This is a genomic window from Streptomyces sp. NPDC038135, from assembly GCF_055601245.1.
In genome coordinates this window covers 23,597-48,998 of sequence record NZ_JBVJXS010000007.1, presented here as the reverse complement: position 1 = coordinate 48,998, position 25,402 = coordinate 23,597, and the positions used below count along the sequence as shown (strand labels likewise).

The 25,402-nt window shown below is 71.9% G+C and carries 23 protein-coding genes; 13 read left to right on the top strand and 10 right to left on the bottom strand.

The window, feature by feature from the left end; translation table 11 throughout:
- Positions 1 to 132: 132 nt before the first annotated feature.
- Both ACZ7JA_RS20560 and ACZ7JA_RS20555 read left to right on the top strand, forming a co-directional pair.
- On the top strand, positions 133 to 810 hold the full coding sequence (locus ACZ7JA_RS20560) for a response regulator transcription factor (protein ID WP_351664697.1): 678 nt from the start codon (positions 133 to 135) through the stop codon (positions 808 to 810).
- 42 nt (positions 811 to 852) lie between these two features.
- Entirely contained in the window at positions 853 to 2,124 is a 1,272-nt protein-coding gene (locus tag ACZ7JA_RS20555) for an ATP-binding protein (RefSeq protein ID WP_351664695.1), read from the top strand.
- Between the two features lie 160 nt (positions 2,125 to 2,284).
- On the opposite strand, the gene ACZ7JA_RS20550 is transcribed toward ACZ7JA_RS20555, so the two are convergent.
- A complete protein-coding gene (locus tag ACZ7JA_RS20550) occupies positions 2,285 to 2,806 on the bottom strand; it encodes a GtrA family protein (protein ID WP_389303607.1) in 522 nt (173 codons plus the stop codon).
- Positions 2,807 to 2,988: 182 nt separating this feature from the next.
- On the opposite strand from ACZ7JA_RS20550, the gene ACZ7JA_RS20545 reads away from it, so the two are divergent.
- From ACZ7JA_RS20545 to ACZ7JA_RS20530, 4 genes are all read left to right on the top strand, one after another.
- Positions 2,989 to 4,149, top strand: a complete 1,161-nt coding sequence (locus tag ACZ7JA_RS20545) for a 5-(carboxyamino)imidazole ribonucleotide synthase (protein ID WP_389303609.1) — start codon at positions 2,989 to 2,991, stop codon at positions 4,147 to 4,149.
- On the top strand, positions 4,146 to 4,670 hold the full coding sequence (gene purE / locus ACZ7JA_RS20540) for a 5-(carboxyamino)imidazole ribonucleotide mutase (protein ID WP_351664689.1): 525 nt from the start codon (positions 4,146 to 4,148) through the stop codon (positions 4,668 to 4,670). Before ACZ7JA_RS20545 ends, purE begins: the two co-directional genes overlap by 4 nt.
- 5 nt (positions 4,671 to 4,675) lie before the next feature.
- On the top strand, positions 4,676 to 5,863 hold the full coding sequence (locus tag ACZ7JA_RS20535; protein WP_389303611.1) for a dipeptidase: 1,188 nt from the start codon (positions 4,676 to 4,678) through the stop codon (positions 5,861 to 5,863).
- A gap of 376 nt (positions 5,864 to 6,239) precedes the next feature.
- Positions 6,240 to 7,367 carry a dipeptidase gene (locus ACZ7JA_RS20530; protein ID WP_351664685.1) on the top strand — a complete coding sequence of 376 codons (1,128 nt, stop codon included), beginning with the start codon at positions 6,240 to 6,242 and terminating at the stop codon, positions 7,365 to 7,367.
- 234 nt (positions 7,368 to 7,601) lie between these two features.
- On the opposite strand, the gene ACZ7JA_RS20525 is transcribed toward ACZ7JA_RS20530, so the two are convergent.
- Positions 7,602 to 8,003 carry a VOC family protein gene (locus ACZ7JA_RS20525; protein ID WP_351664683.1) on the bottom strand — a complete coding sequence of 134 codons (402 nt, stop codon included), beginning with the start codon at positions 8,001 to 8,003 and terminating at the stop codon, positions 7,602 to 7,604.
- Positions 8,004 to 8,027: 24 nt separating this feature from the next.
- Positions 8,028 to 8,390 (bottom strand): VOC family protein, encoded by a 363-nt coding sequence (locus tag ACZ7JA_RS20520; protein WP_389306484.1) that lies wholly within the window; start codon positions 8,388 to 8,390, stop codon positions 8,028 to 8,030.
- Between the two features lie 114 nt (positions 8,391 to 8,504).
- Here ACZ7JA_RS20520 and ACZ7JA_RS20515 point away from each other — a divergent pair, with 114 nt between their 5' ends.
- Positions 8,505 to 9,038, top strand: a complete 534-nt coding sequence (locus ACZ7JA_RS20515) for a CGNR zinc finger domain-containing protein (RefSeq protein WP_470809613.1) — start codon at positions 8,505 to 8,507, stop codon at positions 9,036 to 9,038.
- Between the two features lie 92 nt (positions 9,039 to 9,130).
- Here ACZ7JA_RS20515 and ACZ7JA_RS20510 read toward each other — a convergent pair whose 3' ends face one another.
- Entirely contained in the window at positions 9,131 to 10,474 is a 1,344-nt protein-coding gene (locus ACZ7JA_RS20510; RefSeq protein WP_351665045.1) for a UDP-glucose dehydrogenase family protein, read from the bottom strand.
- 180 nt (positions 10,475 to 10,654) lie between these two features.
- Between ACZ7JA_RS20510 and ACZ7JA_RS20505 the strand changes: the two genes are divergently transcribed.
- The 3 genes from ACZ7JA_RS20505 to ACZ7JA_RS20495 all read left to right on the top strand — a co-directional run bounded on the left by ACZ7JA_RS20505 (position 10,655) and on the right by ACZ7JA_RS20495 (position 13,225).
- The gene (locus ACZ7JA_RS20505; protein ID WP_470809611.1) at positions 10,655 to 11,812 is read left to right on the top strand and encodes an acyl-CoA dehydrogenase; all 1,158 of its coding nucleotides are present in this window, start codon (positions 10,655 to 10,657) and stop codon (positions 11,810 to 11,812) included.
- A gap of 160 nt (positions 11,813 to 11,972) precedes the next feature.
- The gene (locus ACZ7JA_RS20500; RefSeq protein WP_351664675.1) at positions 11,973 to 12,335 is read left to right on the top strand and encodes a four-helix bundle copper-binding protein; all 363 of its coding nucleotides are present in this window, start codon (positions 11,973 to 11,975) and stop codon (positions 12,333 to 12,335) included.
- A gap of 71 nt (positions 12,336 to 12,406) precedes the next feature.
- The gene (locus tag ACZ7JA_RS20495; protein WP_450747034.1) at positions 12,407 to 13,225 is read left to right on the top strand and encodes a class I SAM-dependent methyltransferase; all 819 of its coding nucleotides are present in this window, start codon (positions 12,407 to 12,409) and stop codon (positions 13,223 to 13,225) included.
- Here the strand turns inward: ACZ7JA_RS20495 and ACZ7JA_RS20490 are convergent.
- On the bottom strand, positions 13,222 to 14,514 hold the full coding sequence (locus ACZ7JA_RS20490; RefSeq protein ID WP_351664671.1) for an LCP family protein: 1,293 nt from the start codon (positions 14,512 to 14,514) through the stop codon (positions 13,222 to 13,224). The genes ACZ7JA_RS20495 and ACZ7JA_RS20490 overlap by 4 nt on opposite strands.
- Before the next feature lie 119 nt (positions 14,515 to 14,633).
- Between ACZ7JA_RS20490 and ACZ7JA_RS20485 the strand changes: the two genes are divergently transcribed.
- A complete protein-coding gene (locus tag ACZ7JA_RS20485; protein WP_351664669.1) occupies positions 14,634 to 15,182 on the top strand; it encodes an acyl-CoA thioesterase in 549 nt (182 codons plus the stop codon).
- 51 nt (positions 15,183 to 15,233) lie between these two features.
- On the opposite strand, the gene ACZ7JA_RS20480 is transcribed toward ACZ7JA_RS20485, so the two are convergent.
- Positions 15,234 to 16,793 (bottom strand): LCP family protein, encoded by a 1,560-nt coding sequence (locus ACZ7JA_RS20480; RefSeq protein WP_470809608.1) that lies wholly within the window; start codon positions 16,791 to 16,793, stop codon positions 15,234 to 15,236.
- 127 nt (positions 16,794 to 16,920) lie between these two features.
- On the opposite strand from ACZ7JA_RS20480, the gene ACZ7JA_RS20475 reads away from it, so the two are divergent.
- Entirely contained in the window at positions 16,921 to 17,949 is a 1,029-nt protein-coding gene (locus tag ACZ7JA_RS20475) for a glycosyltransferase family 2 protein (RefSeq protein WP_351664667.1), read from the top strand.
- A gap of 64 nt (positions 17,950 to 18,013) precedes the next feature.
- On the opposite strand, the gene ACZ7JA_RS20470 is transcribed toward ACZ7JA_RS20475, so the two are convergent.
- The 4 genes from ACZ7JA_RS20470 to ACZ7JA_RS20455 form a co-directional block, all read right to left on the bottom strand.
- Positions 18,014 to 19,603 (bottom strand): LCP family protein, encoded by a 1,590-nt coding sequence (locus ACZ7JA_RS20470; protein WP_351664665.1) that lies wholly within the window; start codon positions 19,601 to 19,603, stop codon positions 18,014 to 18,016.
- 194 nt (positions 19,604 to 19,797) lie between these two features.
- A complete protein-coding gene (locus ACZ7JA_RS20465; RefSeq protein ID WP_470809606.1) occupies positions 19,798 to 21,567 on the bottom strand; it encodes an LCP family protein in 1,770 nt (589 codons plus the stop codon).
- A 233-nt stretch (positions 21,568 to 21,800) separates the two neighbouring features.
- Complete coding sequence (locus tag ACZ7JA_RS20460; RefSeq protein WP_470809605.1) at positions 21,801 to 22,982, bottom strand: LCP family protein; 1,182 nt, start codon at positions 22,980 to 22,982, stop codon at positions 21,801 to 21,803.
- A 172-nt stretch (positions 22,983 to 23,154) separates the two neighbouring features.
- Positions 23,155 to 23,910 carry a TIGR03089 family protein gene (locus tag ACZ7JA_RS20455; protein WP_389306499.1) on the bottom strand — a complete coding sequence of 252 codons (756 nt, stop codon included), beginning with the start codon at positions 23,908 to 23,910 and terminating at the stop codon, positions 23,155 to 23,157.
- 128 nt (positions 23,911 to 24,038) lie between these two features.
- On the opposite strand from ACZ7JA_RS20455, the gene ACZ7JA_RS20450 reads away from it, so the two are divergent.
- Entirely contained in the window at positions 24,039 to 25,361 is a 1,323-nt protein-coding gene (locus tag ACZ7JA_RS20450; RefSeq protein WP_403682427.1) for a peptidoglycan recognition protein family protein, read from the top strand.
- The last annotated feature ends 41 nt before the right edge of the window (positions 25,362 to 25,402 follow it).

The window sequence follows — 25,402 nt, the reverse complement described above, 5'->3', positions numbered from 1 at the left end:
GGGGGCTGATTCGAAGGTCTTCCCTACGATCGCATCCCTCAGGCAATGGTTCGTACCACCGGCCCGGGAAGGTAAGAATCCCGGGAAGCGATCACACCCCGGCACCGAGCGCGGGCGGTCTACCATCACCTCATGACCCGTGTACTGCTCGCCGAGGACGACGCGTCCATCTCGGAGCCGCTGGCCCGCGCACTGCGCCGGGAAGGTTACGAGGTCGAGGTGCGCGAGGACGGACCCACCGCTCTCGACGCCGGAGTCCAGGGCGGTGTCGACCTGGTCGTGCTCGACCTGGGCCTGCCCGGCATGGACGGCCTGGAGGTCGCCCGCCGGCTGCGCGCCGACGGGCAGTCCGTGCCCATCCTCATCCTGACCGCGCGCGCCGACGAGGTGGACACCGTCGTCGGCCTCGACGCGGGCGCCGACGACTACGTCACCAAGCCCTTCCGGCTCGCCGAACTGCTCGCCCGGGTACGGGCCCTGCTGCGGCGCGGCGCCGCGGAGCCCCAGCAGCCGCCGGCCACGCACGGGGTGCGCATCGACGTCGAGTCGCACCGCGCCTGGATGGGCGAGGAGGAACTCCAGCTCACCGCCAAGGAGTTCGACCTGCTGCGGGTGCTGGTGCGGGACGCCGGACGCGTGGTCACCCGGGACCAGCTCATGCGCGAGGTCTGGGACACCACCTGGTGGTCCTCCACCAAGACCCTCGACATGCACATCTCCTGGCTGCGCAAGAAGCTCGGCGACGACGCGGCGAACCCCCGCTACATCGCCACCGTGCGCGGAGTCGGCTTCCGCTTCGAGAAGAGCTGAGCCCCTCACCAGGGGCCCGGCACCGCTTCAGGTAACCAGGACATGCGCCGACGTCTCATCCAGTCCACCCTCGCCGTCGTCCTCGTCGTGATCGCCGTCTTCGGGGTCTCCCTGGTGATCGTCGAGACGCGGACCATCACCAGCAGCGCCCAGGAACGGGTCGAGTCCGAGGCGGTGCGGCTGGCGAGCATCGTGGACAGCCGCATCCTCGCGGAGGAGAACGTCAACTCCGAGGTCCTGCGCAACCCGGTCAGCAAGGACCAGTACGCGGTCATCGACGTCCCCGGCCGGGCGCCGATCGAGATCGGCAGCAAGCCCGAGGGCGACGTCATCCACGCCACCCAGCGGGGCGAGGAGGGCGAGACGGTCACCGTGCAGGAGCCGCGCTCCGCGGTCACCCGCGAGGTGGGCCGGACCCTGCTGATCATCGGCCTGGTCGCGCTGCTCGCCGTGGTCGCCGCCGTGCTGCTCGCCGTCCGCCAGGCCAACCGCCTCGCCTCCCCGCTGACCGACCTCGCCGAGACCGCCGAACGCCTCGGCTCCGGCGACCCGCGCCCGAGGCACAAGCGGTACGGCGTCCCCGAACTGGACCGGGTCGCCGACGTCCTGGACTCCTCCGCCGAGCGGATCGGCCGCATGCTGACCGCCGAGCGGCGCCTGGCCGCCGACGCCTCCCACCAGCTCCGCACGCCGCTGACCGCGCTGTCCATGCGGCTGGAGGAGATCACCCTCACCGACGACCCGGACACGGTGAAGGACGAGGCGACGATCGCGCTGACCCAGGTCGAGCGGCTGACGGACGTGGTGCAGCGGCTGCTGACCAACGCCCGCGACCCCCGCACCGGCTCCGCCGTCACCTTCGACCTCGACGAGGTCATCCAGCAGCAGCTCGCCGAGTGGCGGCCTGCCTACCGCAGCGCCGGCCGGGCCGTCGTCTCCTCCGGCAAGCGGCACCTGCACGCCGTCGGCACCCCCGGCGCGGTCGCACAGGTGCTGGCCGCACTGATCGAGAACTCCCTCATGCACGGCGGCGGGACCGTGGCCCTGCGCACCCGCGTCACCGGCAACCAGGCGGTCGTGGAGGTCACCGACGAGGGCCCCGGCGTCCCGGCCGACCTCGGCGCGCGGATCTTCGAGCGCACCATCAGCGGCCGCAACTCCACGGGCATCGGACTGGCCGTCGCCCGCGACCTCGCGGAGGCCGACGGAGGCCGCCTGGAACTGCTCCAGGCCCAGCCGCCGGTGTTCGGCCTGTTCCTGTCCCGCACACCCCCGGCCCGCAAGCCCGACGAGAACGGCCCCACGGTCCGCTGACCGGACACGGCGGCCCGGCCGGCACGGCGACCCGCCGCGGAACCGCCTGCCGCAACGCACTGTGCGAGGCCGCCGCCCGGGATCACTAGGGAACGCGCTGCCCGGAATCACTACGGAACGCGCTGCCCGGAATCACTACGGAACGCGCCGCCCAGGCTAGCTACGGAACGCGCTGCCGGGGCTCGGACGCGGTCGCCGGCGCGGGCTTCTTCGGCTGGCGCGCCAGGATCGGCTCCGGGGCCGCCACGGCCTCCCGGGCGGGCATGGCACGGAAGACCCAGCTGCGGTACGACCAGAAGCGGAACAGGGTGGCGACGCCGATGCCCACGAACTTGAAGACGTTGCTCTGCAGCGGGCTGTCCCAGCCGAACCCGTAGGTCGCCAGGTACAGGACGCCGTTCTCGATCACCAGGCCGATCGCGCTGAACAGCAGGAACAGCGTGAGCTCCCGGGTGCGGCCGCTCTTGTCACGGTCCCGGTACGTCCAGTAGCGGAACCCGACGTAGTTGAAGACGATCGCGACGACGGTCGCGATGATGCTGGCGCGCACCACCGGCAGGTCGGAGACGTGCCGGACCAGGTTGAACACACCCAGATTGACGAGGACACCGGCACCGCCGACGGCACCGAACTTGGCCACCTCGCGTACGAGCCGTTGCAGCCCCGAGGAACGTAGTTCCATGGCTGTGCAGCTCCCGTCCGTAGGTTTCGTCGGCCAAGCCATGCTATCCAGGCCGCACCCCCGGCGCCTGCGGACGAGGCCACAGCTCGGGAACGGGTCGTAAAGAACCGGGAAAGCCCAGGGTAAGAGGGGGTGCGAGGGCGGCAGGCCGGGCGGGTCGGCGTGGCCGATACCCTAGGGGTGTGACGTTCCCGGTAGTCGGCATGGTCGGCGGGGGGCAGCTCGCGCGTATGACGCACGAAGCCGGCATCCCGTTGGGCATCAGGTTCAAGCTCCTCAGTGACACCCCTCAGGATTCCGCGGCACAGGTCGTGAACGATGTCGTCGTCGGCGACTATCGCGACCTGGACACGCTGCGTGACTTCGCGCGCGGGTGCGATGTGATCACCTTCGATCACGAACATGTACCCACCGAGCACCTCAGGGCCCTGGAGGCGGACGGCATCCCCGTGCGCCCGGGACCCGACGCGCTCGTGCACGCCCAGGACAAGGGCGTGATGCGGGCGAGGCTCGACGCGATCGGCATCCCGTGCCCGCGGCACCGCATCGTGAGCGATCCGCAGGACGTGGCCGCCTTCGCCCGCGAAGGCCTCGCCGAGGGCGCGGCGGGCGACGGCTTCCCCGTCGTCCTCAAGACCGTCCGCGGCGGCTACGACGGCAAGGGCGTGTGGGTCGTCGACTCCGTCGAGGAGGCGGCCGACCCGTTCCGCGCGGGCGTCCCGGTCCTCGCCGAGGAGAAGGTCGACTACGTCCGCGAGCTCGCCGCCAACGTCGTACGCTCCCCGCACGGCCAGGCCGTCGCCTACCCGGTGGTCGAGTCGCAGCAGGTGAACGGCGTCTGCGACACCGTCATCGCGCCCGCCCCCGACCTCGAAGAGGACCTCGCGCTGCGGGCCGAGGAGATGGCCCTGACCATCGCCAAGGAACTCGGCGTCGTCGGCCACCTCGCCGTCGAGCTGTTCCAGACCCGCGACGGCCGCATCCTCGTCAACGAGCTCGCGATGCGCCCGCACAACTCCGGCCACTGGACCCAGGACGGCGCGGTGACCTCCCAGTTCGCCAACCACGTCCGCGCGGTCCTCGACCTCCCGCTCGGCGACCCGCGCCCGCGCGCCCCCTGGACCGTCATGGTCAACGTCCTGGGCGGCGACTACCCGGACATGTACTCCGCGTACTTGCACTGCATGGCCCGCGACCCCAAGCTCAAGATCCACATGTACGGCAAGGACGTGAAGCCCGGTCGCAAGGTCGGACACGTCAACACCTACGGCGACGACCTGGACGACGTGCTGGAGCGCGCCCGTCACGCTGCCGGCTACCTGAGAGGCACCATCACCGAATGAGCCCCGTTGTTGGCATCGTCATGGGGTCGGACTCCGACTGGCCCGTCATGGAGGCCGCCGCCAAGGCGCTGGACGAGTTCGAGATCGCCTACGAGGTCGACGTCGTCTCCGCGCACCGCATGCCGCGCGAGATGATCACGTACGGCGAGCAGGCGGCCGAGCGCGGCCTGAAGGCGATCATCGCCGGCGCGGGCGGCGCCGCCCACCTGCCCGGCATGCTGGCCTCCGTCACCCCGCTGCCGGTCATCGGCGTCCCGGTCCCGCTGAAGTACCTCGACGGCATGGACTCCCTGCTGTCGATCGTGCAGATGCCGGCCGGCGTCCCGGTCGCCACCGTCTCCGTCGCCGGCGCCCGCAACGCCGGCCTCCTCGCGGCCCGCATGCTCGCGGCGCACGACGAGGACCTGCTCCAGCGGATGCGCGAGTTCCAGCAGGACCTCAACGACCAGGCCACCGAGAAGGGCAAGCGCCTGCGCACCAAGGTCGAGGGCGCGGGCAGCGGCTTCGGCTTCGGGAAGTGAGGCGCATGCCCTCCCTGGACGAGGCCCGCGAGCTGCTGCGTGAGTTTCCGGTCGTCGACGGCCACAACGATCTGCCATGGGCTCTGCGTGAGCAGGTCAGCTACGACCTGGACGCCCGGGACATCGCATCGGCCCAGCACGGCCACCTGCACACCGACATCCCGCGGCTGCGCGCGGGCGGCGTCGGTGCGCAGTACTGGTCGGTGTACGTGCCGTCGGACCGGCCCGGCGCGGTTCCGGCCACCCTCGAGCAGATCGACTGCGTCCGGCAGCTGATCGACCGCTACCCGGCCGACCTGGCCCCCGCGCTGACCGCGGCGGACATGGAGGCGGCACGGCAGGACGGCCGTATCGCCTCCCTGATGGGCGCCGAGGGCGGCCACTCCATCGCCAACTCGCTCGGCACGCTGCGCGGTCTGTACGCGCTCGGCGTGCGCTACATGACGCTCACCCACAACGACAACAACGACTGGGCGGACTCCGCGACCGACGAGCCCAAGGCCGGCGGCCTGTCGGCGTTCGGCCACGAGGTCGTGCGCGAGATGAACCGGCTCGGCATGCTCGTCGACCTCTCCCACGTGGCGGCGACGACCATGATGGACGCGCTGGACACCTCCACCGCGCCGGTGATCTTCTCGCACTCCTCGTCCCGAGCCGTCTGCGACCACCCCCGCAACATCCCGGACGACGTCCTGGAGCGGCTGCCCGCCAACGGCGGCATGGCGATGGTGACGTTCGTGCCGAAGTTCGTGCTCCAGGCGGCGGTCGACTGGACGGTCGCGGCCGACGCGAACCTGCGCGCCCACGGCTTCCACCACCTCGACACCACCGCCGAGGCCATGAAGGTGCACCGCGCCTTCGAGGAGGGCAACCCGCGCCCGGTCGCCACGGTGTCCACGGTCGCCGACCACCTCGACCACATGCGCGAGGTCGCGGGCATCGACCACCTCGGCATCGGCGGCGACTACGACGGCACGGCGTTCACCCCGGACGGCCTGGACGACGTCTCCGGCTACCCGAACCTGCTCGCCGAACTGCTCGACCGCGGCTGGTCCCGCGCCGACCTGGCCAAGCTGACCTGGCAGAACGCGGTACGCGTCCTGGGTGCGGCGGAGGACGTCGCCCGCGACCTCCAGACCACCCGCGCCCCGTCCAACGCCACGATCGAGTCCCTGGACGGCACGAAGGCCTGACGGCGGTCACGAGCGGGAGGCCGGCCCGGCGATTCGGCCCGGCGGGCCGGCGGTCCGCCTGGCCGGCGGCCCCGCCCGTCGAGCCGTCTTGCCCGGCTGGCGGCTCAACTGTCCGACGGTCCCGCTGGCCCCAGGGCTCCGCCCTTCCGGCCGTGTCGCCCGCCTCGCCGTGTCGCCCGTCCGGCGGTTCGAAGGGGAACGGTCGGAGGGTGCCGGGCGAGGGTGGCCGGGGTGGGCAGGGGGCTTGCGTTCGTACGCCCGAACGCCCCACTCACCAGGAAAGATCGTCGCGCGCCGTGGGACGGTGGGCCTACGTCGGTCATCTCACGCGCAGCTCACGGCCGGCGTCGCACGCGACGATGTACGGAGCCCGCCGATGACCGACGTGCAGGACGACATGCCCACCGCGACCGAGGTCGGCGCGAGCGACAGCCTGCCGGACGGGAACACCCTCCCCGACGCGCCGTGCGATCCCTGCGACCCGGACGGTCCGGGCGCCGAGCAGCTGGCCGAGGCCCGCGCCCTGCTCGCCGTCCACCCCGTCGCCGACGGTCACAGCGGGCTGCCGCGGGCGCTGCGCCGGCTGCCCTGGTACGAACTGGAACTCGGCGACACCTCCCTCGACACCGACGTCCCCCGGCTGCGCGAGGGAGGCGTGGGCGCGCTGTTCTGGTCGCTGCACCCGCCCGGGGAGCCCGCCGGGGACCGCGCGGTGAGCGCCACCCTGGACCAGTTGGAGTTCGCCCGCTCGGTGATCGACGCCCACCCGGAGAGCCTGCGCCCGGCACTCACCGCGGGACAGGTCATAGACGCCCGCAGCCGCGGCCGGGTCGCCGTCCTGCTGGGCCCCGCCGGCGCGCCCGCGCTCGGCGACTCGCTGGGCATCCTGCGCGTCCTGCACACCCTCGGCCTGCGCGTCCTCACCCTGGCGGGCGCCACCTGGGCGGGCGCGGCGGGGCTGAGCCGGTTCGGTGAGGAGGTGGTCCGCGAGATGAACCGCCTGGGCGTCCTCGCCGATCTCTCCGGCGCCGGCGACGCCACCGTGCGCCGGACCCTCGCCCTGTCCCGGGCGCCGGTGCTGTGCACCCGTTCGGCGGCCCGCGCCCTGCGCCCGCACCCCGCCAACCTGCCCGACGACCTGCTCGCCGGGCTGGGCGCGGCCGGAGGTCTGTGCATGGTGCCGATGACGGCCGAGCAGACCGGCCCGAGCGTCCGGGACGTCGCCGACCACCTCGGCCACGTACGCGACGTCGCCGGACCCGAGGCCGTGGGCCTGTCCGGCACCTACGACACCGGCACCGCCCACCCCCGAGGCCTAGCCGACACCTCCCGCTACCCGGCGCTGATCGCGGAACTGCTCCGCCGCGGCTGGGCCGAGTCCGAGCTGGCCCTGCTGACGTGGCAGAACGTGCAGCGGGTGCTGCGCGGGGCGGACTTCACCGCCAGGACCGCGCAGCACCGCAGGGGCCCGTCGACCGCGAGCATCACCGAGTTGGACGGCTAGGTCGTGTCCGCAAAGTCGCGTCTGCGTCGCGACGCCCGGCACGCACTCTCGCCGCACCGGCCGAAAGCCCGAGTACACCCAGTACGAGGGCATCCGGCCGGCACTCCCCCAGCCTTCGGCCGGGGGCCCCCAGAGCACGCACCGGACGCCGCGACGCCCGCCCTGCGGGCGAACGACGCGACTTTGCGGACACCACCTAGGCCGCCCAGCGCCCCGTGGCGCCGTCGGCGTGCTTCAGTCGCGCCCTTCCGGCCGCTCGATCCGGCACAGGCAGAAAGGATGCCCGGCCGGATCGGCGTACACCTGGAAGTCCTTCTTCTCCCGGTCCGCGAGGTCCAGCGGCCGGGCTCCCAGCGCGAGGACCTTCTCGTGGGCCGCGTCGATCTCCGCCCAGGTCGGCCCCGCGTCGAAGTCCAGGTGGAACTGCTGCGAGTCCCGGTCGGCGCGCGGCCACTCGGGCGGGGTGAACCCCTCGGCGCGCTGGAAGGAGAGCCGCGGCCCGTCGGGCACCCGCAGGACGACCCAGTCGTCGTCCTCGGCCTCCGGAGTGCCTCCCGCCACCGCCGCGTAGAACGCGGCCAGCGCGTGCGGGTCGGGGCAGTCGAGAACGACGCTACGCAGACGGGCGACGGCCATGGATCCTCCTGAGGTGAGGCGGTGTCAGCAGGCGCAGAGGCAGAACGGGTGCCCGGCCGGGTCGGCGTAAACCCGGAAGCTGGTCCCGCCCTGCTCGCCCAGCGGCTTCGCGCCCAGTGCCAGCACCCCCTTCTCCGCCTCGTCCAGGTCCTCCACCACCAGGTCCAGGTGGAGCTGCTGCGAGGCGTCGGCGGCAGGCCAGTTCGGCGGGACGTGCCCGGGGGCCCGCTGGAAGGCGAGCGCCTGCCCGCCCGGCACCTTCAGGTCCACCCACTCCGCGTCCGCTTCCCCCTCCGGGGTGCCGCCGAGCACGTCGGCGTAGAAACCGGCGAGCGCGTGCGGGTCGGGGCAGTCCAGGACGACCACACCCAGCTTGGCGAGAGCCATGACTTCCTCCACGACGTCCGAGTTACCGTTGAAACCGGTTATCCGGTAACAGTTACCGCATGCTCCCGCATGGCGGGTAACGTCGCAACCGGATTGCGGAGGTGAGTGGCGGACATGACCGAGCGATCGCCCGCCCCGGACGGCCTGGCGCTGATCGAGTCCCTGGTGAACACGCTCGACATCGGCAGCGGCCGGGACACGCTCGACACGGCCGGCGGCCGGGAGCCGTTCGGGCTCACCAAGGACGAACTGCCCGGCGCCGTCGCCCTGCGCGAGTCCCTGCGGGCCACCCTGCTCGCCCACGCCGGACACCCGCCGCACCGCGAGGTCACCCCGCTCGGCGAGCTGCTGGCCCACGCCCCGCTGCACGTCACCGTCGACCCCGCCGACGGCTCGGCGGCCCTCGCCCCGGCCGACACCGGCCCGCTGCTCTCCCGTGTCGCCGCGGCCGTCGCCGAGGCCCTGGTCGCGGGCACCTGGAGCCGGCTGAAGGCCTGCGCCGCCGACACCTGCCACTGGGCGTACTACGACCGCAGCCCCGCCGGCCGCGGCCGCTGGTGCTCCATGCAGGTGTGCGGAGCGCGCGCGAAGATGCGCCGCTACCGCGCGAAGGAGCCGCACACCACAGAGAGTTCGACGGCGACATAGCCGCCCTGTGGGGCAGAATGCGGGAAGACGCCGGTTCGGCCGACTGAGCCTCGGCCGAACCGGCGTCCTCCTTGGAGCGATTGGCGCCGGCGCTATGCGGTCGGCCGGCCCATCGCCCGGTACGTCCATCCGGCCCGCCGCCACAGCTCCGGGTCCAGCGCGTTGCGCCCGTCCAGGATCAGCCGGGCCGCCGCCACCTCGCCCAGCGCCGCCGGGTCCAGCTCGCGGAACTCCCGCCACTCCGTCAGGTGCAGCACGACGTCGGCGCCCCGGACCGCCTCCAGGGCGGAGTCCGCGTAACCCAGCGTCGGGAAGACCTTGCGGGCGTTCGCCATGCCCTTCGGGTCGTACACGGTCACCTGACCGCCCTGCAGATGGATCTGCCCGGCCACGTTCAGCGCCGGCGAGTCCCGCACGTCGTCCGAGTCGGGCTTGAAGGCGGCGCCCAGCACCGCCACCCGCTTGCCCAGGAACGAGCCGCCGCCGAGCGCCTCCCGGGCCATCTCCACCATCTGGCCGCGCCGGCGCATGTTGATGGAGTCGATCTCCCGCAGGAAGGTCAGCGCCTGGTCCGCGCCCAGCTCGCCGGCGCGCGCCATGAACGCCCGGATGTCCTTCGGCAGACAGCCGCCGCCGAAGCCGATCCCGGCGCGCAGGAACTTCCGCCCGATCCGGTCGTCGTACCCGATGGCCTCCGCGAGCTGCGCCACGTCACCGCCGCCCGCCTCGCAGACCTCCGCCATCGCGTTGATGAACGAGATCTTCGTCGCGAGGAACGAGTTCGCCGCGGTCTTCACCAGCTCGGCCGTCGGGAAGTCCGTCACCACGAACGGGGTCCCCTCGCCGACCGGCGTCGCGTACACCTCGCGCAGCAGCTTCTCGGCCCGCTCGCTGCGCACCCCGACCACGATCCGGTCCGGGTGCAGCGTGTCCTCCACCGCGAAGCCCTCGCGCAGGAACTCCGGGTTCCAGGCCAGCTCCGCGTCCGCGCCGGCGGGCGCGTGGTCCGCGAGGTAGGCGGCCAGCCGGTCCGCCGAACCCACCGGCACGGTCGACTTGCCGACCACCAGCGCCGGGCCGCGCAGATGCGGGGCGAGCGAGGCGACGGCCGCGTCGACGTACGACATGTCGGCCGCGTACTCGCCGTGCCGCTGCGGGGTGTTCACGCACACGAAGTGCACGTCGCCGAACTCGGCCACCTCGGCCCAGTCGGTGGTGAACCGCAGCCGCCCCGAGGACCCCTCGAAGCCGGCCACGTGCCGGCGCAGCAGCTCCTCCAGTCCCGGCTCGTACATCGGGGTCTCGCCGCGCTCCAGCATGGCGATCTTCTCCGGCACGACGTCGAGTCCCAGCACCTCGAAGCCCAGCTCGGCCATGGCCGCGGCGTGCGTGGCGCCGAGATAGCCGGTGCCGATCACGGTGATCTTCAGGCTCATGGGTGCGCTCCAGCTCGGGGACTCGGTCATGCGGTGCCTGAGCATAGTCGGGCCGCCCACCGGGCAATTTCCCAGCTGTCGCCAAGGTCACGTAGGCGGGTTCCGGGCGGCCTACTAAAATTTGAGTTACTTAACGGTAATTAGCGTCAGTATCACTGCGTCTTTGGAGCGTGAGAGACCGTGGCCGGAACGGCTGACTTCGACCTGTACCGCCCGTCCGAGGAGCACGACATGCTCCGGGACGCCGTCCGTTCGCTGGTCGAGGCGAAGATCGCGCCGTTCGCCGCGGCGGTCGACGAGGAGGCGCGCTTCCCCCAGGAGGCGCTCGACGCGCTGGTCGCGAACGACCTCGCCGCCGTGCACGTCCCCGAGGAGTACGGCGGCGCCGGCGCCGACGCGCTCGCCACGGTCATCGTGATCGAGGAGGTGGCCCGCGCCTGCGTCTCCTCCTCCCTGATCCCCGCGGTGAACAAGCTGGGCTCCCTGCCGGTGATCCTCTCCGGCGGCGAGGAGCTGAAGAAGAAGTACCTGACGCCGCTCGCCAAGGGCGACGCGATGTTCTCGTACTGCCTGTCCGAGCCGGACGCGGGTTCGGACGCGGCCGGGATGAAGACCAAGGCGGTCCGCGACGGCGACTACTGGATCCTCAACGGCGTGAAGCGCTGGATCACCAACGCGGGCGTCTCCGAGTTCTACACGGTGATGGCGGTCACCGACCCGAGCAAGCGCTCGAAGGGCATCTCGGCGTTCGTCGTCGAGAAGTCGGACGAGGGCGTCTCCTTCGGCGCCCCGGAGAAGAAGCTCGGCATCAAGGGCTCCCCGACCCGCGAGGTCTACTTCGACAACGTCCGCATCCCCGCCGACCGCATGATCGGCGAGGAGGGCACCGGCTTCGCCACCGCGATGAAGACCCTGGACCACACCCGCATCACCATCGCCGCGCAGGCGCTCGGCGTCGCTCAGGGCGCCCTCGACTACGCCAAGGGCTACGTCCAGGAGCGCAAGCAGTTCGGCAAGCCGATCGCGGACTTCCAGGGCATCCAGTTCATGCTCGCGGACATGTCGATGAAGATCTCGGCGGCCCGCGCCCTCACCTACCAGGCCGCCGCCGCCTCCGAGCGCGGCGACGCCGACCTCACCTACCTGGGCGCCGCGGCCAAGTGCTTCGCCTCGGACACGGCGATGGAGGTCACCACCGACGCCGTCCAGCTCCTCGGCGGCTACGGCTACACCCGCGACTACCCGGTGGAGCGCATGATGCGCGACGCGAAGATCACCCAGATCTACGAAGGCACCAACCAGGTCCAGCGCATCGTCATGGCGCGCAACCTGCCGTAGCCGACGCGGATCCACGCACTCCGGAAGGCGCCCCGCGGGGCGCCTTCCGTCTGTTCCGGGGCGCCTTACGACCGGTCGGTCACATGCGGGCGGGGGCGGGTGGGCGTAGGACAGAAGCACACGGGACCCGGTCGGGGTCCCAGCCTTCCCAGGAGGAGCCATGACCCAGCCCGGAACCATGACCCCGATGAGCAAGGAGATGCAGGACTGCGTCGAGGCCTGCATGGCGGCGCACACCATGTGCGAGGAGGCCATGAGTTCCTGCATGCACATGGGCGGCCAGCCCCAGATGCAGATCATGCGCGCGCTCATGGACTGCTCCGAGATGACGCGCATGTGCTCCGACATGATGATGCGCCGCTCGCCCATGGCGCAGGAGATGTGCGCGATGTGCGCCAAGGCCTGCGACATGTGCGCCGAGGCGTGTATGTCCATGCCCGACGACCAGCAGCTCATGCGCTGCGCCGAGGCGTGTCGCCGCTGCGCGGAGATGTGCCGGACGATGGCGGGCGCCCGGATGTGATCCGGAGCGCCCGCGTGTGATCAAGGGCACCTTCCTGGTGCCCTTGATCGTTTGTGCGGCAGGCTGGGCGCATGACCGAGACGGATGCGACGGCCGCCTTCGACGCCGCCGAACGGACCATGTGGGCCGGGCGGACCGAGGCCTACGCCGGGAGCTTCGGGCGCCTGTGCGCCCACACCGTGCCCGCCCTGCTGGACGCCGCCGGCGTCGGCGCGGGGACCCGGGTGCTCGACGTCGGCACCGGTACCGGGACGGCCGCGCTGGCGGCGGGGGAGCGGGGCGCGCTGGTGCGGGCCGTGGACGCCGATCCCGGGATGGCCGCCGAGGCCCGCCGGCGCGGGGTGGCCGCCGAGGTGGCCGTGCTTCCCGTACTCCCCTTCGCGGACGGCGAGTTCGACGCGGTCGTCGGCAACTTCGTGCTCAACCACGTGGGCCGTCCGCGTACCGCCCTCGCCGAGCTGCGCAGGGTGCTGCGGCCCGGCGGGCGGATCGCGGTGACGCTCTGGGGCGCCCGGCGCGGGGGCGGGCAGGAGCTGCTGGGCGCTGCGTGCGCGGCGGGCGGCGCCGTACCGCCGTCGTACCTGCCCCGCCTCGCCCCGGACGAGGACTTCGAGCGCACCCCTCGCGGCCTGGCCGGACTGCTCACGGAGGCCGGCTTCGGCGGCGCCGGGGCGGAGGAGCTGGAGTGGGACCACCGGGCGACCGTCGAGGAGTGGTGGGGCGGCGCGGCCGGTGGGGTCGCCACCGTCGGTCTCGTCGTGACGTCGCAGGACGCGGAGACCACGGGCCGCATCCGGCGCGAGTACGAGCGGCTGTGCGCCCGGTACGACGAAGGGGAAGGGCGGCTCGCCCTTCCCCATGTCGCGCTGCTGGCCCGCGGGACCGCCTAGTTGCCGGAGACGGTCACCTTCTCGTCGTTCTTCAGCTCGTCCACCAGGGTCTTCACCTTCGCCTTGTCCCAGACGAGGTTGCCGCCGGAGGAGCCGGAGACCGGCATGTTCATGGACTTGCCGTCACCGCCGCTCACGCCCTTCATCGCCCAGAACATCGACGCCAGGTCCCACAGGCTCATGTCCTTGTCGACCGTGAGGGAGTCCAGGCCGGCGCCCATGGTCGGGTAGAACTTGAACGGGTTGAGGACCGTCGACGGGGTGGCGACCTGGTGGGCCAGCGCGGACAGGAACTTCTGCTGGTTCTTGGTGCGCTGCAGGTCGCTCGCCGCGAAGGCATGCCGGGTGCGGACGAAGGCCAGGGCCTGCTCGCCGTTCAGGGTCTGCTTGCCGGCCTTGAAGTCGGCGCCGGACCACTTGTCCTTGAAGCCCTGGTCGAGGGTCATCTCGACCCCGCCGACCGCGTCCACGATCTTCGCGAAGCCGCCGAAGCCGATCTCCACGTAGTGGTCGATGTGCAGGCCGGTGTTGAACTCGACCGTGCGGACCAGGAGCGTCGGGCCGTCCTCGGCGTAGGCCGCGTTCAGCTTCGTGTGCCGGCCCTGGTTCGGGTAGACCTTCCCGGACGTCGACCCCTTGTAGGAGGGGATCGCCACGTCGGAGTCACGCGGCAGCGAGATCAGGGTGTCGCCGTTGCCGCCGACGTGCAGGATCATCATCGAGTCGGTGCGCTGGCCCTGCGCCGAGCCCGTGTGCAGCTTCTTCTTGTCCTCGGCCGTCATGCCCTTGCGGCTGTCGGAGCCGACGATCAGGTAGTTCGTGCCCTCGCCGGTCTCCGGCCGGTCGATGACCTTGGAGAGGTCGACGTCCCGGTTCAGCTTGGAGTCGGCCCAGAAGTAGGTGGCCACGGATGTGACGACGAGCACGGTCACGAGCGTCAGGGCCGTCAGCTTGATCCGCCGCCGCCAGTTCGGGGCCGGACGCGGGCCCCTGCCGTAGGGCTCCTCGGGGCCGCCCGGGCCGCCTCCGCCGTAGACCTGGCCGGTGTTGTAGCCGCTGTCGTAGTCGTCGTAACCCTGGCCGTCGACGTACGAGGGCTGCTGCGGCACCCCGGCGCCATAGGGCGCCGACGAGCCGGGCGTGCCGTAGGGGCGCTGGCCGGGCGGAACCGCCGGGCCGCGCCGCACCTGACGCATGACGCGGGCGCCTTCCGGCTGCACGCCGCCGCTGCCGCGTCCGTAGCGCGGGCCGCGGTTGTCGTCGGACCATCCCTGGGGCCAGTCATTCATGCGCCCCAGTGTGCAGGTCGGGGCCGTGTGCCCCACAAGGCTTGTCGGAAAATAAGGGCGCCGCTGTTGCGAAGCTGACACAAATTCCGTGAATGTCACTTCGTCATAAGGTAGGGGTCATGACAGATCAGGCCCCGGACGCGGATCCGGACATCCCGGGCAAGCCCACATCCGCTTCCCGCACCACGCTCAGCCACATCATGACCCACAACGACACCAACCTGCTGGGGACGGTGCACGGCGGGGTGATCATGAAGCTCGTCGACGACGCGGCGGGCGCGGTGGCCGGCCGGCACTCGGGCGGTCCCGCCGTCACCGCGTCCATGGACGAGATGGTGTTCCTCGAGCCGGTACGCGTGGGCGATCTGGTGCATGTGAAGGCCCAGGTGAACTGGACCGGCCGGACCTCGATGGAGATCGGCGTGCGGGTGCTCGCCGAACGCTGGAACGAGTCCGCCCCGGCCACCCAGGTCGGCTCCGCCTATCTGGTCTTCGCCGCGGTGGACGCCGACGGCAAGCCGCGCCGGGTGCCGCAGGTGCACCCGGAGACCGACCGCGACCGCCGCCGCAACCAGGAGGCGCAGATCCGCCGGACCCACCGCCTGGCCCGTCGCCGCGCGATCCGCGAGCTGCGCGAGCAGCGGGCGGCGGAGGGCTTCGAGGACTGATCCGGCGCGGGTCCCGCCCGCGCCGGTGAGCCGTTCGGCGGCCCTGCCCGGTCAGCCCTCGGGGCACACCACCTCGTTGCCGCGCAGCACGCTGTGCTCCGGCCGCGCCGGGTTCCCGGCCCGCACCTTGCGCACCTTGCCGGCGTCCAGGAAGTCGGACCCGGTGGTCACCTTCATCAGCGGCCCCTGCCCGCGCACCGCGCGCAGCTCGCTGCCGGGCAGGGCGGCGGCCAGCGAGCGGGCCGAGCGGTCCCAGCGGGGGTCGTAGGAGATCACCGTGCGCGTGACGTCGTGGGCGGCCGCGGTGACCGGCCGGCGGGTGGCGGCGAAGCCGGCCGCGGCGAGCGCCGCGTCGAGCCGTTTGGCGACCCCTTCGGTGCGGGTGCCGTTCTCCACCTGGACCCGGATCTGCCGCGGGTCGACCTCCACCGGGGCCGGTCCGGCGGCGGGCCGCGGCCGTTCCGCGCTGAGCGGTTCGTCCTCGCGCAGCGCCGCGAACAGCCGGCCGGACGCCGCGTCGTCCCACTTCAGGGTCGAGCCGAGCCCCTTGACCTGGTAGTTCATCTGCCCGATGGGCACGGTGGTGAACTCGGAGGAGGACGGCGAGAAGTTCCGCATCGCCCGCCCCAGGTCGAGCAGCTCGTCGGTGCCGAAGCCCACGTCGGCGCGCACCGAGCCGAGCACCGCCCGGGTCACGTCGCGGAACCGCATGGGGTTCAGCAGCACTCCGGAGGAGGTGGCCCGGTCGATCAGCGCGGCCAGGAAGCGCTGCTGCCGTTTCATCCGGCCCAGGTCGCTGGCCCCGTCGACGTGCCGGGCGCGGACGTACTGCAGCGCCTGCCCGCCCTTGAGGGTGTGGGTGCCGGGCGCGAGGTCGAGTCCGGTGTACGAGTCCTTCAGCGGTGTCGCGGTGCAGACCCGGACGCCCCCGAGCACGTCCACGGTCCGCATGAAGCTGGTGAAGTCGACCTCCAGATAGTGGTCGATCTTCACACGGGTCATGTTCTCCACGGTGCCGATGGTCAGCCGGGGGCCGCCCTCGGCGTAGGCCGCGTTCAGCCGGGCGGGGTGCGCGGCGCGCTGCCGGCCGGTGGCCGGGTCGGTGTGCGCGGGCACCTCGGCGTAGGAGTCGCGGGGCAGGCTCACCACGCTGGCCCGCTCCCGGTCCGCCGAGATGTGCACGATCATCATCGTGTCGGTGCAGTGGCAGGGCTGGCCGCCGAGGTGGTAGGCCCGCCGCTCCCGGTCGCCGATCTTGTCGCGGCCGTCGGTGCCGACCAGCAGGACGTTCGTGCCGTGCCCCGCGCTGGGCCGGTTCTTCATGTCCTTGAAGGCGTCGACCCGCGTGATGCCGGCGTCCAGGCTGGTGACGACCGCGTGGCCGATCCCGGCCGAGGCGAGGACGACCACGGACAGCGTTGTCACCGCCCGCATAGCCCAGCGCGGCCGCCTGGGCCGCATCGCCCGTCCGGCCGGCCGGACGGACCTGGGCGGTCTGGGCGGCCGGGGCGGCCTGGGTACGCGGGGCGACGGCTGCGGCCGGCGTTGCGGCCTGGGGGCGTCTCCCGCGCCCTTGGCGGCGGGGGAGGGGGACCGTGGCGGGCTGGGCAATGGGAACCTCCGGACGACGGCCGTACGTGGGATCCGTGAGCACGGTAGGCCGATACGATCCTCAGCCCGCCGATCGGCCCCGGCGGCGCGCACCGGTGTCCCCCGTTCGCGGTAACGTGAGCCCCCTATGAACACCAAGCCCGACGTGCGGCACCCCGCCGTGTCTGTGATCATGCCCGTCCTCAATGAGGAGCGGCATCTGCGCGGGGCCGTCCAAGCGATCCTCGCGCAGGAGTACGCCGGCGAGCTGGAGGTCGTGATCGCCCTCGGTCCGTCCACGGACCGCACGGACGAGATCGCCGCCGAGCTGGTCGCGGAACATCCCCGCGTACACACCGTCCCGAACCCGACCGGCCGCACCCCCGCCGCGCTGAACGCGGCGATCAAGGCCTCCCGGCATCCGATCGTGGTCCGCGTCGACGGCCACGGCATGCTCTCGCCGAACTACATAGCCACCGCCGTCCGGCTCCTGGACGAGACCGGCGCGCAGAACGTCGGCGGTGTCATGCACGCCGAGGGCGAGAACGACTGGGAGCACGCCGTCGCCGCCGCGATGACCTCGAAGATCGGCGTCGGCAACGCGGCCTTCCACACCGGTGGCCAGGCGGGCCCCGCCGAGACGGTCTACCTCGGGGTGTTCCGCCGCGAGGCCCTGGAGCAGCAGGGCGGCTACAACGAGGAGTTCATCCGCGCCCAGGACTGGGAGCTGAACTTCCGCATCCGTGAGGCGGGCGGCCTGATCTGGTTCTCGCCGGAGCTGAGGGTGTCGTACCGGCCGCGGCCCAGCGTGAAGGCGCTGGCCAAGCAGTACAAGGACTACGGCCGCTGGCGCCACGTCGTGGCCCGGTACCACGAGGGCTCGATCAACCTGCGCTATCTCGCCCCGCCGACCGCGGTGTGCGCGATCGCCGCGGGTCTCGTGGTGGGCGCCGCCCTCACCCCGTGGGGTCTGGTGATACCCGGAGGCTACCTGGCGGCGATCCTCGCGGGCTCGGTCCCGGCGGGCAAGGGGCTGCCCCTCAAGGCCCGGCTGCAGATCCCGGTGGCCCTGGCGACCATGCACATGACGTGGGGCTGGGGCTTCCTGACCAGCCCCAGGTCACTGGCGAAGCGCGTGATCGCCTCGCGGCGCCCGGCGGTGCTCGAACCCCGCTGACGACGGCACACGAAGAGGGCCCCGCCTGTCCGAGGCGGGGCCCTCTTCCCGTCCGCTCGGCGCACTACCACCGGTAGGGCTTGTACACGTCCATGCACTTGGAGGTGTCCGAGCCGTTGAGGGCGTCGGAGTTCTCCGGCACGTCACCGGCCTCCGGGGCCGACTTCTTCGGATAGGCGGAGCCCGTCCGCCAGTCCGCGCCCACGACGACGGTGACGCCGGACACGTCCGTCGACCGCTTCACCTGGCTCGCCGGGATGCCCAGCGCCTTGGCCACGGCCTGTGCGTCGCCCTGCAGGTCGGCGCTCGGGTAGCGCACGACGGTCTCGTCCGCCGACACGGCCGCCGAGGTGTCGGCGGCCGCCCTGCCGTACCCGTGTCCTACGAGGACCTCGCCGATCGCGCGTGCCCGGCCCGGCACCGCGGCCCCGGACGAGGACTGGGTGGCGTTCTGCACGAGCACCCCGAGTTCGGCCGCGTCCATCGACGGGGACTTGGCCGGCTCGTCCTTGCTCTTCTTCTTCGCTTCCTTGCCGTTCTTGTCGAAGGGCACGTCGTCGCGGAGCATCTGCCACATCCTGTCGGCGCCGCCCTTCTCCGGCACCACGTGCTGCCCGTTCACCGGGTCCTCGACGTTGGGCATCGTCACCGACGTGATGCGGTTGGTCGGCACCGACTTCAGCTCCATGCCGAGGTCGTAGAGCTTCTTGACGGTGCCGATCTCCTCCGACACGGTCAGCGACTTGGTGGCCGCCTCGGCCAGGTCCGTCAGCCGGCCGGTGTCGGTGAAGATGTTCTGCTGCTTCAGCGTCCGCAGCATCGAGTTCAGGTACATGTGCTGGGCGCGGGCCCGCATCAGGTCGCTGCCCCAGGCGTGCCGCGTGCGCAGCCACTGCAGGGCCTGCACGCCCTTGACCTTCTTCCGCCCGGCCTTCATCTTCAGCCCGGAGCCGCCCGGCTGATCGGGCGTCGGACGGTCCCAGACGTTCTGGTTCACACAGACCTCGACGCCGCCGATGGCGTCCGCCATCCGCACCACGCCGGAGAAGTCGATCGTCATCCAGTGGTCGATGTAGACCCCGGTGAGGTTCTCCCAGGTGGCCAGGGTGCAGCCGGCGCCGCCCCGGGCCAGCGAGGTGTTGATGATGCCGTTGGTGGCCGGATACGTCCTGCCGGTCTTCGGGTCCTCGCACTTGGGGATGTCCACGCGGGTGTCCCGGGGAATGCTCACCATCGCGGCGCTCTTGCGGTCCGCGGAGAGGTGGATGAGCATCTGCACGTCGCCGAGCGGCGGATTGCCCCGGTTGTTCTTGCTGCCGCCGAGCTTGACGTTCTCGGCGGAGTTACGGCTGTCGGAGCCGATCAGCAGGATGTTCAGCGGAGTCTGGCCGGCCGCGTTCGGACGGGTGCGCTGCGCCTTGGAGTCGTCGGCGCTGGTCCGCCGGCCCTTCTGAATATTTCCGTTCAAATGCTCGTAATACAGATAGCCCGCACCCGCGGTGCCGATTATGACCACGGCCAGCACGGTCGCCGACCAGCGCAGCGCGCGCCGCCGGCGCGGCCGCCGGTCCGTCCCCGGGCCGCCGCCGCGGCGCCCGCCGCCATGCCGTCCGGACCCCTCCGGCGCGCCCGCCGTTCGCGGCGTGAGCGCCATCGTGTCCTCGACCGCAGGAGGCTCCCCCCGAACACCGCTCTGCGACAACTCCCCGCCCTCCCCCCACTTGCGCCAAGCAGCGGGCCCGTCCCGCGTCGGGTTAGACGCACGACGGGCCCGTTGGGTTACCTGTGAACGGCGCTGAACAATGAACTGCCTTGACTGTCAACTTCCTGTGTCCCGGAGCGCCTTGGCTACGAGGCGCACTGCACCTTGTCCGCCGTGGACTGGCCGTCGACCTCGGGCGCCTTCGTCGGGGCAGTCAGGGACACGCCCGCGCCCTTGAAGTCCTTGCCCAGGGTCAGCGTCATCGCGGGCAGCCCCTGGGAGTTGGTCACGCTCTTGCCGGGCTTCAGCGCCGAACCGGACAGGCCCATGACGGCGGCCAGCCGGCGCGCCTGAGCCGCCTGGCCGGGCGCGTACTCCAGCGTGGTCCTGCTCAGCTGGGCCGGGGCGTTGCCCCCGTTCTCCGACTTGAGCACGCCCGCGGTGTTCTGCAGCCAGTTCAGCTCGGCCTGGGCGCTGCCCGCCGGGGCGCCGCCGTTGAGGATCCGCACCCGCACCTCGGAGGGGTCGGACTTGGTGCCCTTCAGCCGAGCGGCCGCCTCGTCCTTCGCCTTGGCCTTGGCCGCCTTCTCCTTCTTCTTCACGGCGGTGAAGGAGACGTCGTTGTTGATGGCGTCGAAGACCGCGGGCCCCTTGGCCTCGTTGACGATCACCGTCTTGTGCACGACGCCGTCGGCCGGGTTGTCGAGGACGGGGACCGTCAGGAAGGTGATGTTCTTCGGCGGCACCTTCTTCAGCTCCAGCGCCACGTCCTTGAGCGTGCTGACCGAGTTGATGCCCTGGTCGACGGTCAGCGCCTTGGTGGCGGCCTCCGCCAGCTTCACCAGCTTGGTCGGGCTGGTGAGGGTGTCGCTGGAGGACATCTTGCGCATCAGCGAGCCCATGAACTGCTGCTGGACCTTGATGCGGTCCAGGTCGCCCTGGTTGCCCCAGCTGTGCCGGGTGCGGACGAACGCCAGCGCCTGCTCGCCCGCGACCTTCGACGGGCCGGCGGGCAGGTCGAGGTGCGAGTCCTTGTCCTTGACGGCGTGCTTGAGGCACACGTCGACACCGCCGACCGCCGTCGTCAGCGTCTTCACCGCGTTGAAGTCGACCATCATGAAGTGGTCCGGCGTGATCCCGGTGACCGCCTTCACGGTGTTCATGGTGCAGCCCGGGTCCCGGCCGTCCTGTCCCAGGCTGGTGTTGAACCGGACGTCGCTGGTGCCGGCGATGATCTTCTTGCTGCCGTCGGGCTGGATGGTCTCGCAGTCCGGGACGTCCACGACCAGGTCGCGCGGGATGCTCAGCGCGGTGGCGTTCGTCCGGTCCTTGGCCACGTGCAGCAGGATGTTGGTGTCCGCGTGGCCGATGCTGCCCTTGTCACCGTAGCCCTCGTTGCCCTTGCCGGTCCGCTTGTCGGTGCCGATGATCAGGATGTTGAAGGCGTCGTCCTTGCTGAAGCCGTCCTTGGCCGCGCTGGTCTCCGTCGTGGTGACGTTGCCCTCGAGGTGCTTGAGGTAGAGATAGCCGGCCGTGCCGACGGCGACGAGCACGAACGCCGTGCCGCCCGCGGTCCAGGCCAGCACCTTCTTCGCCGTCGACTTCTTCTTCACCGGCCGCCGGTTGCGCCGCCCCTGCGGCGGCTCCGGCTCGGGCTCGGCGCCGCGGCGCCTGCGCGGGCCCGGCACGTCCGCGCCGCGCGCCTGCCGCATCTCGCGCGTCCCGCCCGCCGCCGAGTCGCCGCGACCCCGATCTCCGCCCCCGGCGGCCCGGTTGCCCGCTCTGCGCGGGCCGGGAACGGCCGACTGCGGAGCGGAAGGGCCCAGTCGCAATTCGTATTCGCCGGTGTTCGGATTGAGCACCCACTGGTCTGCGGGATCGATGTTGTCCGCCCGCCCACGGCCTTGCGCGTCCACGGTTGTCCGAATCCTCCGTCGGGGCCACGCGGCGCCTTCCCCCTCAAAGGCGCTCGGGTCTCGGTGAAACAGTGCACGACCCCAGGACAGACCTCGCGGCCGGGTGCACCGGATCGCTCACACTATCCGCCCAGTTCAGCGTCGAGCGACGGCGGTGACAAATTCCACGTTCCTACAACCGGGCAATCCCCCTCATATTTCCGAACAAAAGTTTGTAGGCCCGGCCGTGCGGCTCACTCGCAGGAGTGCTCGTCGGCGGTGTTGCCGCGGAAGGTGGGAGCGGGGGAGGGGGCATTCTTACGGTTTTCTTCCCCACCGCCGCCGCCGGAAGCCTCCCGGGAAACGGGTTTCACCGCGACCGGCTGGTCCGCCCGCAGTCGCGCGAACAGCTTCTCGGCCTCCGGCTCCACCAGTTGGTCGCGGTTGGCGTCGTAGACGTACGACCTGCGCGGCACCGTCAGGAAGTGGACGTGGTCGGTGGGGATGTCGCGCAGTCCGCGCACCAACTGGTACAAACCGCGCAGACTCGCCAGTTCCGGATCGGTGGTGAGCGAGGAGGTCGCCGCGTCGAGCAGCGGGTAGAGCTTCACCGGGTTCAGCAGCACGCCGTTGCTCTGCACCTTGTTCACGAGCGCCCCGAGGAACTGCTGCTGCCGGTCGATCCGGTCGGTGTCGCTGCCGTTGCCCAGCGACTTGCGGGCCCGTACGTAACCGAGCGCCTGTTCCCCGTCGAGCGTCACCTTCCCGGCCGGCAGCCTGAGTCTGGCGGCCTTGTCGTCGATGGGTTCCCGCAGGCACAACCGCACCCCGTCGACGGCGTCCACCATCTCCTTGAACCCGCTGAAGTCGACCACCATGTGATGGTCGACGCGGATGTCCGTCAGCTTCTCGACGGTGCGGATGGTGCAGGCCGAACCGCCCATCTGGAAGGCGCGGTTGAACATCGCGAACACCGGCTCGCTGCGGCTGCCGTCCGCCTTGTGGCAGCCGGGGATGTCCACCATCAGGTCGCGCGGCAGCGAGACGGCCGTGGCGCTGCGCCGGTCGGCGGCCAGGTGCAGCAGGATCGTGGTGTCGGACCGCTCGCTGCCCACGTCCCGCCCGTACTCCCGGTTGCCCTGCCCGGCCCGCGTGTCGGAGCCGATCAGCAGGATGTTCTGCGCGCCCCGCACCAGCGACGTGGGTCGCTCCCGCTCGTACTCGGCGAGTTCGGCGGCGGCCGCCTCGTCGGCGGTGATGTTGCCGTTGAGCTTGGCGTAGACGACCCAGCCGATCCCCGACGAGGCCATCAGGAACGCGGTCACGCCCAGTGCCGTGGCCCACACCCAGCGCCGCCGGTGCCGCCGTGCCAGGCCCTCCCCGCCGGCCGACGACCCGAGGCCGGGTCCGAGGGGCTTGCCTGCGCTGTCGGGCACGTCCGGTCACACCCCTCCATGGCGTACGAGCGTCACGTGCTGCTCCTACGACGATGGCGGCAGGGGACCGGGGGAGCCGCCCTTTACTACTCCGTTCGGGTGACGGCGGCGGAGTCGGGCGGGCACGGAGGCGGTGCCGTCACCCAGGGGCCAGGGGCCGGGGGCCGGGCGCTCAGTGGCGGGACGCCGTCACCCGTTCGCTCTCGATCCGCTTGGCCAGGCTCTCCCCGTCCAGCCGGTCCAGGTTCCGGCACAGCACCACGGATCCGCCGACGGCCAGCGGCGCATAGAGCCCCGCGCTCAGCCCGTCCCACGTGTCGTACGGCAGCCCCGACAGCAGCCGCGACCCGGGCCCCGTCAGATCCAGCGACGGCGCCTCGGACAGCGCCCGCTCGACCACCTCGGCCCCGCTGAACTCCGCCCCCGCGACGATCAGCGCGGGGTCCTCGGGGTCCACCGGGGCGAACGGCGCGAACCGGTCGCCCTGGCTCGGCGCCTCCACCGCGTAGTCGACGAACCCGTCCGGCGTCCGGGGGAACCGGCCGCCGAGCGGCCGCAGCGCGAGCGCGACCCGCTCGCCGCGGCAGGCCCGGGCCGCCTCCAGGGTGTCGGGCCCGCTCACCACGACATCGGCGGCGGCCGGGTCGCCGGCCATGTCCGCGACCGCCCCCACCGACGAGCAGGCGAGCAGCCAGACCGCCGTCTGCCAGTGGGCGGGCAGCAGCAGCGCGACCCGGTCACCGGGCTCGACGGACAGGTCGCCCTGCAGCAGGTTCGCGGTCTTGGCCACCCAATTGGCGAAGGTGGCGACGGACAGTTCCACGCGCTCGCCCGTGGCGTCGTCGTAGAAGGTCACCAGGGGGCGTCCGGCGTCCGCGGCGAGCGCGGAACGCAGCAGGTCGGCAGGGGTGCGATCGGTGGCGTTCACCCGCGCAAGAGTACGCCGGGGCGGCCCCGCGCACCGCGTGCCGGGGCCACCGGTTCGGCGCAACGGCCGCCGACGCACCGTCAGTTCCCCGATGGCGGGCCGCGGCGGGCGTGTCCAGGATCAAGGGCATGCGTGGATTCCTCAGCCTCCCGGTAGGCGCCACCTCGATCGGCGTCACCTGCGCGGCCGCCCTCGTCCTCCCGGCCGCCCTGCCCGCGACCGCCGCGTCCCCGCGCGCGGGGAGTCCGGCCGGGGCCGCGGTCCCGGGCAGCACCCAGTCACTGCCACTGGCCCCGCTCGACCAGGAGCGCACCCCGGGGAGCGCCCCCGAACAGGGCCTGTTCCGCACCGACGTACGGCACTTCTCGCTCGTCGGGGTGATCTGGGACGACCCGGACACCGCACTGCGCGGCGCGGTGCAGGTGCGCACCCGGTCGGCGGCGTCCGGCAAGTGGTCCGGCTGGCAGGACGTCGATACGCACAACGAGGAGCACGGCGCCGACCCGGCCACCGCCGAACGCTCCTCCGGCCGGGTGCGCGGAGCCACCGCGCCGCTGTGGGTGGGCGACTCGGACGGCGTGGACGTACGGGTGCGCGCCGACGCGGCGCCGGGCCGCGCCGTCGCGGGCCGCGGCCGGGGCGGCGACCCGGGCCCGGCCCTGCCGTCCGGGCTGCGCCTGGAACTCGTCGACCCCGGCGGCGGGACGACGGCCCAGGGCCCGCAGGCGGACAGCCCCCGTACCCTCCCCGCGCTGAGCAGGCGCGACACCGAGCGCGAGATGGACCGGCTGTGGGCCGACGGCGAACTGGAGGGCGCGGACGTCGGCGCGCCCCGGGCCAAGCCCTACATCGGGCCCCGTCCGGGAATCGTGACGCGCCGGGGCTGGGGCGCGGACGAGTCACTGCGCGGGCGCGGCTTCGTCTACACGAAGAAGATCAAGGCGGCCTTCGTGCACCACACGTCCACGGGCAACAACTACTCCTGCTCGCAGGCCCCGTCCGTCATCCGCGGCATCTACCGCTACCACGTCAAGAGCATGGGCTGGCGGGACATCGGCTACAACTTCCTCGTCGACAAGTGCGGAACCATCTACGAGGGCCGGGCCGGGGGAGTGGCGAAGGCCGTCCTGGGCGCCCACACCCTCGGGTTCAACAGCAACAGCATGGGTGTCGCCGTCATCGGCAGCTACAACTCGAGCAAGCCGTCCGGCGCCGCCGTGAAGGCCGTCGCCAAGCTCACCGCGTGGAAACTCGGCCTCTACGGCGCCAATCCGCGCGGGAAGACATATCTGACATCGGGCGGTGGCAATCTCTACCCGAAGGGGAAAAGCGTACGACTCAACGTGATCTCGGGACATAGGGACGGATTCGCCACCGACTGCCCGGGCAAGCGGCTCTACGCCAAGCTCGGCTCGGCCCGTTCCAGCGCCGCGCGGTACCAGGGCCGCTGAGGCCGCGTCACGGCCGCCGTCGCGGCCGTGCGCGCAGTGGA